This is a genomic window from Streptomyces sp. NPDC032198, from assembly GCF_040636975.1.
GTDB lineage: Bacteria > Actinomycetota > Actinomycetes > Streptomycetales > Streptomycetaceae > Streptomyces.
Genome location: NZ_JBEZVL010000003.1, coordinates 112,176 through 124,358, shown reverse-complemented (window position 1 = coordinate 124,358; position 12,183 = coordinate 112,176). Strand labels below are relative to the sequence as shown.

Annotated in this window: 7 protein-coding genes and 1 pseudogene; 4 read left to right on the top strand and 4 right to left on the bottom strand. The window is 68.6% G+C overall.

The genetic code is table 11. The features are described from left to right. Positions 1-55 precede the first annotated feature (55 nt). Positions 56-2,959: a glycoside hydrolase family 48 protein gene (locus AB0E78_RS08725; protein WP_361829736.1), complete on the bottom strand. Its 2,904-nt coding sequence runs from the start codon at positions 2,957-2,959 to the stop codon at positions 56-58. A 277-nt stretch (positions 2,960-3,236) separates the two neighbouring features. Here AB0E78_RS08725 and AB0E78_RS08720 point away from each other — a divergent pair, with 277 nt between their 5' ends. Then, entirely contained in the window at positions 3,237-4,709 is a 1,473-nt protein-coding gene (locus tag AB0E78_RS08720) for a cellulose binding domain-containing protein (RefSeq protein WP_361829734.1), read from the top strand. Between the two features lie 88 nt (positions 4,710-4,797). Next, the gene (locus AB0E78_RS08715; RefSeq protein ID WP_361829732.1) at positions 4,798-6,525 is read left to right on the top strand and encodes a glycoside hydrolase family 6 protein; all 1,728 of its coding nucleotides are present in this window, start codon (positions 4,798-4,800) and stop codon (positions 6,523-6,525) included. A gap of 96 nt (positions 6,526-6,621) precedes the next feature. On the opposite strand, the gene AB0E78_RS08710 is transcribed toward AB0E78_RS08715, so the two are convergent. Together AB0E78_RS08710 and AB0E78_RS08705 are read right to left on the bottom strand one after the other, a co-directional pair. Beyond that, positions 6,622-7,875, bottom strand: coding sequence for an SLC13 family permease (locus tag AB0E78_RS08710; RefSeq protein ID WP_361829730.1), 1,254 nt, complete (start codon positions 7,873-7,875; stop codon positions 6,622-6,624). Between the two features lie 114 nt (positions 7,876-7,989). Continuing rightward, complete coding sequence (locus AB0E78_RS08705) at positions 7,990-9,111, bottom strand: PrpF domain-containing protein (RefSeq protein WP_361829729.1); 1,122 nt, start codon at positions 9,109-9,111, stop codon at positions 7,990-7,992. Between the two features lie 208 nt (positions 9,112-9,319). Here AB0E78_RS08705 and AB0E78_RS08700 point away from each other — a divergent pair, with 208 nt between their 5' ends. Next, positions 9,320-10,273: a LysR family transcriptional regulator gene (locus tag AB0E78_RS08700; protein WP_361829727.1), complete on the top strand. Its 954-nt coding sequence runs from the start codon at positions 9,320-9,322 to the stop codon at positions 10,271-10,273. Between the two features lie 224 nt (positions 10,274-10,497). Then, positions 10,498-10,749 (top strand): hypothetical protein, encoded by a 252-nt coding sequence (locus AB0E78_RS08695; RefSeq protein ID WP_361829725.1) that lies wholly within the window; start codon positions 10,498-10,500, stop codon positions 10,747-10,749. A gap of 93 nt (positions 10,750-10,842) precedes the next feature. Here AB0E78_RS08695 and AB0E78_RS08690 read toward each other — a convergent pair. Further along, positions 10,843-11,907: pseudogene (locus tag AB0E78_RS08690) on the bottom strand (pectate lyase); the annotation flags it as partial. Between the last annotated feature and the right edge of the window lie 276 nt (positions 11,908-12,183).

Below are 12,183 nucleotides of genomic sequence, written 5' to 3'. Positions count from 1 at the left end.
CCCCGGGGAGGGGGCCGCCCGGCCCGGTGTACGCGGACCTGCCGTCAGCGGGGCGTTACTCGAGCAGCTCCGCGTACGAACCCATGGCGAGCGCGATGTCCGCCTGGGCCCAGAACCGGTGGTACGTGAACGTCGGTGCCGCGCCGCCCGCCAAGTACGCCTCGACCTTGGACCAGTTGGGGTCGTTCTTGTAGAAGGAGCGCAGCGAGGAGAAGGTGGACGAGGAGTCGACCTTGTCGCCGTTCGGCATCGTGCCCGTCCAGCCGCTCGGGACGTAGACCGGGTCGTCGAACCGGCTGTAGTCGGCCCGGGTCTCGGGCACGGCGATGCCGAGCGCGTCCTGGTCGTGCTCCCACATGCCGTCGAGCAGCGCCTTCGCCGTCGTCTTCGCCTGCGTGTCACCGGACTTGGCGGCGTAGTACGTCAGGGTCTTCGCGTACGCCGCCGCTACACCGACGTCGTTCGTGTAGTCGGCGACCGTGACGTGAAGTCCGCTGTTGCCGCCGGGACTTGAGGCGTTCCAGGTGTCGGGCTTGCCCGACCACTGGAGCGTCGACGGGATGCGGAACGTGCCGTCGGGGTTGATGGTCGTCTTGGACAGGGCCCAGTCGACCCACTTGTCCAGGACCGCCTTGGCGTCGGCGTCGCCCGTCTGCTGGTAGTACTCGGCGACGCGCTCCATCGACCACGCCTGGAAGCCGAACCACTGGTTCGACGGCGGGTCGTGGTAGACCGGCGCCTCGTCGTAGTACATGCCGTAGAACGTCGGAGTGCCGGACGGCGGGGTGCCGTAGCTGCCGCCCCAGCTGTTCGTCGCGCCGCCCGCTATGGCGCCCTCGTCCGACTGCAGCCAGCGGTAGAACTCCAGCTGCCGGTCGAGTGACTTGGCCCAGTCCGCCTGGCCCGTAGCCGACTTGGGCTTCAGGTCGGCGGTCGAGGAGAGCGCGTACGCGGCGAGCGGGTTCTGGTAGCCGCCGTGCGTGTGGCTCGAACCGATGCGCCAGGACCAGCCCGCCGAGGTGTCCGTCGCGCCGCCCCAGGCGTAGTACCAGGACATCAGGTAGTGCGAGGCGTCCTTGCCGGTGCCGGCCGGGCAGGTCGTCGGCCCGTCGCAGTTCCCGACCTTCTTGAAGTACTTGTCGTACATCGAGTACCGCAGGTAGTCACCCATCTTGGCGGCCTTGCCGACGGTCGCCGAGACGTCGGAGCCCTTGCCCTGCTGTTTGGCCCACACGTCCGCCCAGTACGCGGCCTGCACCGCCCGCGCGTCGGCATCCGGGGCGTTGGTGAACTTCCACTGCTTGGCATAGGACGAGTCGCCGGTGAACAGGTCCAAGTACCCGTTCTTTCCGCCGTACTTGAAGGCGTCGCACGTGGGCTGCGGGACCGTCTCCCACACCGACTCCTGCGCACCGCGCTGGAACGTGTTGATGTAGGACGGGCCGGTGGTGGTCGGGCCCGCCTCGCACTTACCGGGTTCGTTCCCGTAGCCGTAGACGTTGTCGACGTCCTGCAGCCAGTGCATGCCGTAGATGTCGTCCGTGCCGTACGCGCTCTTCAGCTCCGCCGCGATCGGGTCGCTGCCGACGGAGACCGACGGGTCGAGCTTCGCCGGGTACTGGGACGGCAGGTCGTGCTCGGGCGCGTACGTCGCGGGCTTCGATGCGTTGTAAGAGGAGTTCGTCGGCTGGTCCGCGTGGGTGGGGATCATGTACTTCTCCATGAGGCCCCACGCCCCGTTGAACTTCGACCAGTCGCCGCTGACCTTGCCGTACATCGCCTGGAGCCACAGGAGGTAGCTGTACGCCTCCGATGTCGTCTCGTGGCCGTGGTCCGGCGCCTCGACGATCAGCGTCTCGACCGAGTGGTACGGGACGCCCTCCGGCGAGAAGTAGCCGTTCGCCGGGTTGGTGATCTTGCCGTAGAGATCGAGGAAGCGGGCATCGTACGTCTTGGACGCGGCAAGCTGCGTCGCCGTCACCGTGGCCTTGGTGTGGCCCGGGGCCGTCACGCTGAAGGTGGCCGCGCCCGTGCCGGAGGCGTCGGCGGCGATCGTCACCTTCTGCGCCGTGTTCCAGTTCGACGGCGTGAAGGTCAGGCTCGCGCCGGAGGAGACGGACAGGCCCGTGTTGCCGCTCGCGCGGGCCACCGAGACCGTGACGTTCGACGCCGGCTGTGTCGACAGCTTCACATCGAAGGTGCCCGACTTCCCCTGCTGGATACCCAGTTGGGACGGCGTGGCGACCAGGGCGGGGCCCGCCGCGACCGTGATGCCGACCGGCGTCGACTCGCCGGAGGCGCCCTTGCTGTCGTACGCCTTCGCGTACAGGGAGTGCGTCCCGGCCGCCAGGGCGTCCGCGCTGAGCCCGTAGGGCGCGGTGGTGTCCGTGCCGAGCAGGGTCGTGTCGTCGTAGAACTCGACCTTGTCGACGCTCGCGCCGTCGGCCGCCGCGGCGGTGGCGGCGAGCGGGACGGCATCGCCCGTCGAGTAGACCGCGCCTGCCTTCGGGCTGGTGAGCACCGTGATCGGCGGCTGATGGGCGCCCGCGCACGTCGTTCCGTTGACCGCGAAATCGGTGGGCGCTGAATTCGCGCCACTGTAGGTGAATTGCGCGCCTGTCGTGGCGGCGGCGCCGGGCGCGATCTTTGCGTTGTACGAGAGGCTTTTCGCGGTGATCGATTTACCGGACTGCGACCAGGTCGCGTTCCAGCCATTGGTCAGTTTCTGGTTGCCGCTGTAGTCGTAGGTGAGAGCCCAGCCGTCGATCGCCGATGTGCCGCGATTGGTGATCGTCAGATCGGCGGTGAAGCCGGAGCCCCAGTCGTTGGTCTTGTAGTCGACGCTGCACTCAACTGCCGCCGCCTCAGCGGTATTTGGGGGAGCGGCGAGCACGGCAAGCGGTAGTGCCAGGGTGGCCGCGACAGCGGTCCACAGCCGCCGGGCCGGTCTTTTTGGCATGCCCTGGTTCCTCCTTGCGGTTCATGGAGCGGGGGGTGGAGTTGTGATGTGAGCGTCACAACCTGTGAACCAGTGGGAGCGCTCCCAAGGATGGGGACGGGGAAATTCAGGGTCAAGAGGCTTGAAGAGTCGAATTAATTCGACAGTGGAAATTCGGAACTCCTCTGTTGCTTGGCGGCAGTTCCTTCTCTACAGTCCACCAGCAACCAGTGGGAGCGGTTCCATCAGTCGACGCGCCGGCCTGTGCCGGTCGCGCCCGAGCTGCAAGGAGTCGCTCATGCGGCACCTCCCGCGTCACCCGTTACAAGCAACCCTGCTCGCGTGCGTCGTCTCGGCGGCCACGCTCGTCCCCCTGACCGACGCCGCGTCCGCGGCCGCCCCCGCCTGCTCGGTGGAGTACTCCGTCACCGGGCAGTGGGACGGCGGCTTCCAGGCCGCGGTGAAGGTCACCAACAACGGCGCGGCCAAGGACGGTTGGAGCCTGTCCTTCGCCTTCGCCGACGGACAGAAGGTCACTCAGGGCTGGGCCGCGAAATGGTCCCAGTCCGGGGCGTCCGTGACCGCGGCCAACGAGTCCTGGAACGGCGCGCTTCCCTCCGGCGGAAGCGTCTCCGCCGGGTTCATCGGATCGCGGTCGGGCGCCAACACCGTACCGACGGCCTTCAAGCTGAACGGCACGACCTGCAACACCGACGTCACCGACCCGACGGACCCGACCGATCCGGGTGGCGAGGGTGAGGCCCCGGCCCTGAAGGTCTCCGGGAACAAGCTCGTCGATGCCTCCGGCGCCTCCCGCCGGCTCCTCGGCGTGAACCGCTCCGGCGCCGAGTTCATGTGCGTACAGGGCTACGGGATCTTCGACGGTCCGGTCGATGACGCGTCCATCGCGGCCATCGCCGACTGGAAGGCCAACGCCGTCCGGATCCCGCTCAACGAGGAGTGCTGGCTCGGCCTCGACAACATCAAGCCCGAGTACGCGGGCGCCAACTATCAGTCCGCCATCAAGGAGTTGGTGACCAAGGTCAAGGCCCACGGCATGACGCCGATCCTGGAGATGCACTGGTCGTACGGCCAGTACACCGGGAACTCGGCGGGCTGCTCCGACATCCACGCCACCTGCCAGAAACCGATGCCGGATGCCCGGTACGCACCCGGCTTCTGGTCGTCGGTCGCGAGTGCCTTCAAGGACGATCCGACGGTCGCCTTCGACCTCTTCAATGAGCCGTATCCGGATCGCGCGACCTCCAACATCGGGGACGCGTGGGCCTGTTGGAAGGACGGTGGCAGCTGCCCCGGCATCGGTTACGAAGTCGCGGGCATGCAGGACCTCGTCGACTCGGTCCGTGCCACGGGAGCCAAGAACGTGATTCTCGCGGGCGGCCTCGCCTACTCCAACGACCTCGGCCAGTGGCTCGCCCACCGGCCCTCCGATCCGGCCGGCAATCTCGCCGCGGCCTGGCACGTCTACAACTTCAACACCTGTTCCACCGAGAGCTGCTGGGACTCCACGCTCGCGCCCGTCGCGGCTCAAGTGCCGCTGGTGGCAGGGGAGATCGGTGAGAACACCTGCTCGCACGGGTTCGTCGACCGCGTCATGAAGTGGTTCGACGACCGGAAGCTGTCCTACCTCGGCTGGACCTGGAACACCTGGGACTGCTCCTCCGGTCCTTCCCTGATCAGCTCGTACGACGGCACACCGACCGCGTTCGGGATCGGCCTGCGTGATCACCTGCGCACCGTGAACGGATGACCACCCCCCTCGGTACGACCACCCCGCTCCCTACGACCACCCCGCAACGTATGACCCGCCTCATCTCAGGAAAGGGACACCGCAGACCATGAGCCGTATCAGATCGAGAGCCGGCACCGCCGTGCTCGCCGCCCTCGCCCTCACCGGCGCCGCCTGTGCCGGCACAGCCGCCGCCATGCCCGACGACGCCGGGGCCGCAGCCGCCGCCTGCACCGTGGACTACAAGGTGCAGAACGAGTGGGGGAGCGGCTTCACCACCGCCGTCACCGTCACCAACAACGGTGCGGCGGTGAACAGTTGGGGCCTCACCTGGTCCTACGCGGGCAACCAGAAGGTCACCAACGGCTGGAACGCCGACATCACCCAGTCCGGCGCCGCCGTCACCGCCAAGAACGCCTCCTACAACGGCGCCCTCGCCACCGGTGCCTCCGCCTCCTTCGGCTTCAACGCCTCCTACAGTGGCAGCAACGCCCTGCCCACCACCTTCAAACTGAACGGCGTCACCTGCAACGGGGACACCGACCCCACGGATCCGACCGATCCCACGGACCCGCCCGGACCCGGTGACCGCGTCGACAACCCCTACGCCGGCGCCAAGGTGTACGTGAACCCGGAGTGGTCCGCGAAGGCCAAGGCCGAGACCGGCGGATCCCGCGTCGCCAACCAGCCCACCGGCGTCTGGCTCGACCGCATCGCCGCCATCAACGGCGTGGGCGACGGCATGGGCCTGCGCGACCACCTCGACGCGGCCCTCGCCCAGAAGGGCAGCGGCGAAGAAGTCGTCCAACTCGTCGTCTACGACCTGCCGGGCCGCGACTGCTCCGCTCTCGCCTCCAACGGCGAACTCGGCCCGACGGAGATCGACAAGTACAAGACGGACTTCATCGACCCGATCGCCGCGATCCTCGGCGACCCCAAGTACGCGGGCCTGCGCATCGTCACCACGATCGAGATCGACTCGCTGCCCAACCTCGTCACCAACGTCTCCGGCCGGCCCACGGCCACGCCCAACTGCGACGTGATGAAGGCCAACGGCAACTACCAGAAGGGCGTCGGATACGCCCTCGACAAGCTCGGTGACATCAAGAACGTCTACAACTACATCGACGCGGGCCACCACGGCTGGCTCGGCTGGGACGACAACTTCGGCCCCTCCGCCGAGCTGTTCAAGACGACCGCATCCGGCAACGGCGCGAAGCTGTCCGACGTCCACGGCTTCATCGTGAACACGGCCAACTACAGCGCACTCAAGGAGAACAACTTCGCCATCGGCGACACCGTCGCGGGCAAGTCGGTACGTGAGTCCAAGTGGGTCGACTGGAACCGCTACACCGACGAACTGTCGTACGCCCAGGCCATGCGCACCAAGCTGGTCTCGCTCGGCTTCGACCAGAACCTCGGCATGCTGATCGACACGTCCCGCAACGGCTGGGGCGGCACGGCCCGGCCCGCCGGACCCGGGGCCACCACGGACGTCGACACGTACGTGAACGGCGGCCGCTACGACCGCCGTATCCACCTCGGCAACTGGTGCAACCAGTCCGGCGCCGGCCTCGGTGAGCGGCCGCAGGCCAACCCGGCCACCGGGATCGACGCCTACGTGTGGATGAAGCCGCCGGGCGAGTCGGACGGTTCGAGCACCGCCATCGACAACGACGAGGGCAAGGGCTTCGACCGCATGTGCGACCCGACGTACACCGGTAACCCGCGCAACAACAACAACCTGTCCGGGGCGCTGCCCAACGCGCCGTTGTCCGGCCGCTGGTTCTCCGCCCAGTTCCAGGAGCTCATGAAGAACGCCTACCCCGCGCTGTAGGCACACCGCACACCGCCGGGACCCGGGAGCGTACAGAGCCCCGGGCCCCGGCGGACGTGTGCCACTCGGTCGCCTCGCCCGTCGTCAGCCTGCGCGCTAGGACCAGGGCAGGACCAGAGCGCCCCAGGCCACGACCGGGCCGAGGGCGACGATGCTGCCCGTGTACCCGATGACCTGGCGGTAGAAGCGGCGGGTGTCCACACCGCGGGCGTTGCTGAGGACCAGTGCGCCGTTGGTGGAGAAGGGGGATGTGTCGACGATCGTCGTGGAGACGGCGAGTGCGGCGATCAGGCCGACGGCGCTGAGGTGGCTGGAGAGCAGCAACGGCGCGGCGATGGGGATGATCGCGGTGAGGATCGCGGTGGAGGAGGCGAAGGCCGAGGTGATGGCGACGGTGAAACACAGCAGCAGGGCGACGACGACCGGCGCGCCGATGCCCGCCGCGTGCTCGGAGATCCCCTCGATGATGCCGGCCCTCTCCAGCATCGCGATGTAGGTCATCATGCCCGCCACCAGCAGCAGGGTGGACCAGCTCACGCCGTCCACGGCCTTCTCCTGCCGCTTCGTGTCCACCATGGCAAGGAGCGCACCGGCCGCCAGTGCCAGGAATCCGATCTCCAGATGGAAGCCGAGCGCTCCGATGACGAGGGCCACCAGGCATGCGAGGGTGAGCCACTGCCGCCAGTCGGGCTTGCCGGAGACGGCGAGGTCCATGTCGTCGGCCGCTTCCGCGGCGCCCTCCAGCAGCGGCGCGGGACGCTTGGCGAGCAGCGCGTAGGTGAGGATCGAGAGAATCAGGTTGATCAGGAAACTGGCACTGAACAGTGCTACGGCGGAGACCTGCATGTCGGTCTTGTCGACCAGGCCGAGCACCAGCGCACCGGAGACGGCGAGCGGTGAGAACGCGCCCGCGTGCCCGCCGCTGATCACCATCATGCCGACGACCAGCGGGTTGAGCTTGTAGCGGTAGGCGAAGTTCATGCCGATCGGCGCGAGGATCGCGACCGCGGCCGGGGTGAACGTACCGAACGCCGTGAGCAGGGCGGCCACCAGGAACAGCACCCAGGGGATGAGTACGACCTTTCCGCGCACCAGTCGTACACCGGCCGCGACGAGCCAGTCGATGGTCCCGTTGCGGCGGGCGATGGAGAACAGGTAGGTGACTCCGACGATGGTGACGAAGAGCTTCGCGGGGAACCCCTCGAAGATCTCGTCCTCGGTGAGGCCGAGCGAGGCGGTGCCGACCACGAACGTGGCGACGAAGGCGAGGATGCCCAGGTTGATCGGCAGCACGGTGCCGACCACGAACATCACAAGCAGCGCTCCTACGGATATCACTTCAGCAGACATCTTTGTCCTTGGTGCGGTGGGGACGGGTGGCGCGCCCTGGAGGCGCAGGTATCCCGGGCCGGACGGCTGGGGGACCGCTTGCCCGAGGCGGGGTTCGGCGGGGTTCGGCGTGATTCAGGCGGCCCGCGGCGCGCCTGTCTCGGGTACGTAGATGCGGGCGTCGGCGAGCAGCCTCGCCGCCCGCTGCACGGTGACCCGGCGCGGCAGGCCGTCCCGTACTTCGGAGCACCGGACCGCGACCACACCGGCGGGCGTGCCCAGTCGCAGCCATCCATCGGCCGGGCCGCTCGCGGCCCGGGACACGACGGAATCCTCCGCGAGCCCCGCTGCCGCGACCGCGACGGCGGAGGTCAGGCCGATCGCGGGGTGGGGGGCGTTCATGGTGAGCATGCGCACCGAGATGTCGTAGGCCTCGGCCGCCACGCGTTCGCCGAGCGTGGTGGTGTACGGAACCGACGGGCCGACCAGGCCCACCTTGGGCACGGCGTCCCCCGGTGCTTCGCCCGGCTGGAGAAGCCCCATCAGGGATGCGGCGCCATGACGGACGGTGCGCAGCCAGGGGACGTCCGCGCTCATCCGCTCCAGTGGCTCGGCACCGGTGCGCGCGGCGCTGGCGGAGTCGATGAGCACGACCGGAGCTCCCGCGTCCACCATGCTCACGCGCACCGGTTCCGCGGTGCCGACCCGGAGGTTCTGGGCGGGCTCCCCGGTGGGAAACAGCGAGCCGGTGGTGCCGCCGGCCGGATCGCGGAAGGTGAGGCCGACCCCGACTCCGCCCGCGCGAGTGCCCGGCACCGTCTGACGGCCGAAGTGGTGCACCACGCCTCCGGCGGTGTCCACGAGCCCTTCGAGGACCGCGCCGGTGTTGGTGTTGCGCATCACCACCCGTGTCCGGTCGCCGGTGACCGGCACCATGCCCTTGGTCACCGCGTACAGGGCAACGCCGGTGGCGCAGTTGCCGCAGTTGCTCGTCCACTCCACCGAGCCCGTGCCGATGCCGACCTGAGCGAACAGGTAATCGACGTCGACGCCGGGCTCGGGTGAGGCGCCGACCACGGCCGCTTTCGAGGTGGTCGGGGTCGCCCCGCCCACCCCGTCCAGTTCGACGGGATCGGTGGCGCCGTACGCGGCGACCAGCAGCCTTTCGAGGTCGCCACGGTCGCCGGGTACTTCGACCTGGTTGAACAGCCAGCACTTGCTGGTGCCGCCACGCACCAGGGTCGCGGGAATGTGCACGTCTGAGGCTCTTCCTGGATAAGCGGACATCTGGATCAACGGACATAGGGATGGGGCCGAGGCAGCGGTGACGAGTTACGCGTGACGAGTGCCGAGCGCAGTGCGAGTCGGTGAACCGCTCGGCGACAGCGGTGACCTTCGCAGAGGCATGACTTCGGAACAATCGCGATTCGCTTCACCTGGGTTTAGCTGAGCTAAAGTCGGCGGCATGCTCAACGTGCGCCGCCTGCTGCTCCTCACCGAGGCCACCGAACGCGGTTCACTCACCGCCGCGGCGGAAGCCCTCGGCATGACCACCTCCGCTGCCTCCCAGCAGATGTCCCTGCTGGAGCAGGAGGCAGGGCAGCCGCTGATCGAGCGACTGCCGCGCGGCATCCGTCCTACCCCGGCGGGCGACGCGCTGGCCGATCGCGGCCGGGCCATCCGCCGCGAACTGCGCGCCGCCCAGGCCGACCTGGACTCCTTCACGGCCCTCGACCAGGGCACCTTGCGGCTCGGTTCCTTCCCCACGGCGAGCGCGTCGCTGCTGCCTCTTGCGCTCACGCGGTTCCGGCGCCGCCACGCGGGCATCCGTATCGAGGTACGGGCCGGAGTCCTCGCGGAACTCACGGAAATGCTCCACACCGGCGAAGTGGAGCAGGGGCTGCTCTGGGACTACGAGTGGAACCGCTTCGACGATCCGGCGCTCTCCCTCACCCACCTCCTGGACGACCCCACAGTGCTGGTCGTCCCCGCCGACTCGCCCCTGCGCAACCACCCCTCCGTGCACCTCGCCGACCTCGCCGACCAGGAGTGGATCATCCGCGCCGACAACCACCCTGTCGCCGACGTCCTGCGCCGCAGCTGTCGCCAGGCGGGGTTCGAGCCGCGCATCGCCTACTCCTCGCACGACTACCAGGAGGCGCAGGCCATGGTCGCCGCCGGACTCGGCATCGCCCTCGCACCCCGCCTGGCCCTCACCAGCCGACGCAGCGACGTACGCCTCCTGCCGTTCGCCTCCGATGTCCCGGCCCCCACCCGCCGCATCCTCCTCGCCCGCGCCACGGCCCGCCCCGCCACGCCACCCGCCCAGGCGATGGCCCGAGTCCTGCGCACGGTGGCCCAGCGCTTCACCGCCCCGGGCCTGCACCGGGCCCAACTCGGGGCGGTCCGGCGGGGCTGACGGCGGGAGGGGCCGTAGCGGCGTCGGCGGTATGGCCTGGCAGGTGCAGGCCGGGCCGTTCGCGCCGGACGCATTGTGCTGGGGTGCCCTGTCCCGCGACGATCTCGCCCCGGTGTTCCGCGAGCCGGAGGGCGTCAAGGCGGCCGAGGTGCCGGTGTTGCAGGTACGCGCTCCTTGGACGGCCCCACCGGCAACTGCCAGTCGACGAACAGCGATGGCGACGAATGGGCGCTCACCGCCCCGGTGAACTCGACGGGCCGACCGTCGTGGACATCGCCCGGGGCGGCTGGATCAGCGGCATGGAGCCGCGGGCCACGGAGCGGGACTCGATGGCCCGCATGGTCGTGAAGCTGGTGAACAAGGTCAACGCGGACCTGGACTGCACCGGCACGATCGCCGATCCGGTCGAACGCCTGCCGAAGGCCGCCCGCCTCGGCTGCGGCCCGCTGAAGCTGAAACCGCCGCGGTCGGGCTGACGTGCTCTGTCCGCCAGGGCTTGCGGTCCAGGAGGCGTCCTGACGATGCGGCAGGTGATTGATGTCGCACCGTCAGGAACGTGTCTACATCTAGCAGTTGCCGTCCGACACCTTGAGGCCTGTGCCCGCTCCCGCCGTTCTGCCCACGATGGCCGGCACGCAGTTGGAGCTGTCGAGGGTGTACGCGTAGGGGATGCTCACCGTCGTGTTGGACTTCGGGTTCGGGCCCGCCGGGTTGTACTCGTCGTCGGCGGGGGACCAGGTCACGTTGTCGAACGTGTTGCCGCTGACCTGCCAGTAGCCGGTCGCGTCGGTGTAGAAGGTGCCCAGGACGTCCTTGGAGTTCTTGAAGTAGTTGTTGTCCACCTTGGCCTTGGCCCCGGCACGGGAGTTGATGCCGGACTCGTTCAGGCCCACGTAGTAGTTGTTGTAGATGTGGGCCGTGCCGCCGCGGAGCAGGGGCGTGCGGGAGTCGATGTTCTCGTACTTGTTGTGACTGTACGTGATGTAGCTGTTCGAGACGTCGCTCTCGCTCGATCCGACGAGTCCGCCGCGTCCCGAGTTGCGCAGGATGCTGTACGACAGGGTCACGTACTGCGTGTTGTTCTTCATGTCGAAGAGGCCGTCGTAGCCCTCCGACTCCCCGCCCGACGCCTCCAGGGTCGTATGGTCGACCCAGACGTTGCGGACGTCGCTCTCCATGCCGATGGCGTCGCCGCCGTTGGACGTGGGGGAGCCGGACTTCTTGACGTTCTTGACGGTCACGTTCTGGATGACGATGTTGCTCGAATCCCTTATGTGGATGCCGAGTTGGTCGAACACGGCGCCACTGCCGACGCCCACCAGCGTGACGTTGCTGATCTGCTTGAGCTCGATCACGCCGGCGGCGGTGTTGCAGCTTTCGCCCGACACCTTCGCGGTATTGGCGTGGTTGATCTTCCCCTCCACCTCGATGGTGATCGGGGTGTCGTCGGCGGCACGGCTGCACAGGGCCGTGTGGATCGCGGTGCCCGTCGTGGCCCGCACCGTCTTTCCGCCCGCGCCGCCTGTGGTCCCGCCGTTCTGCGTCGCGTAACCGGTGGCGCCGGTGGCGGCGGCCGAGGCTTTCGGCTGCCCTGATGCCTCCGGTTGCGCTGATGCCTCCGGCAGCGTCAGCATCGCCCCGGTCGCGGCTGTGACGGCCAGCGCGGCCAGCGTGGCGTGCACTCTTCGCGAACGGGCTCGGCTCGTGGTCGGCTCACTGCTCATGGTCGGCTCCCTACTCGTCGTTCCTCGTTGTCCCGGGTGTCGCTGTTCCGTATGCCGTTGTGGTCGCGGTGGTCCCGGAGGTTGCCGCCCAGCCCGGACCGGCTGCCGGGGCCCGGCCCGCGGATCCTTGTACCGGCTCCTCTCGACGCCGCTTCTGAGGCTCTCGGGGCAGGTGGGAGTATGGGA

What these genes read in the sequence shown, in the direction of transcription:
- AB0E78_RS08710 (WP_361829730.1), bottom strand. Translation starts at nt 7,875, where the DNA reads ATGTCTGCTGAAGTGATATCCGTAGGAGCGCTGCTTGTGATGTTCGTG.
- AB0E78_RS08720 (WP_361829734.1), top strand. Translation starts at nt 3,237, where the DNA reads ATGCGGCACCTCCCGCGTCACCCGTTACAAGCAACCCTGCTCGCGTGC.
- AB0E78_RS08695 (WP_361829725.1), top strand. Translation starts at nt 10,498, where the DNA reads ATGGGCGCTCACCGCCCCGGTGAACTCGACGGGCCGACCGTCGTGGAC.
- AB0E78_RS08700 (WP_361829727.1), top strand. Translation starts at nt 9,320, where the DNA reads ATGCTCAACGTGCGCCGCCTGCTGCTCCTCACCGAGGCCACCGAACGC.
- AB0E78_RS08715 (WP_361829732.1), top strand. Translation starts at nt 4,798, where the DNA reads ATGAGCCGTATCAGATCGAGAGCCGGCACCGCCGTGCTCGCCGCCCTC.
- AB0E78_RS08725 (WP_361829736.1), bottom strand. Translation starts at nt 2,959, where the DNA reads ATGCCAAAAAGACCGGCCCGGCGGCTGTGGACCGCTGTCGCGGCCACC.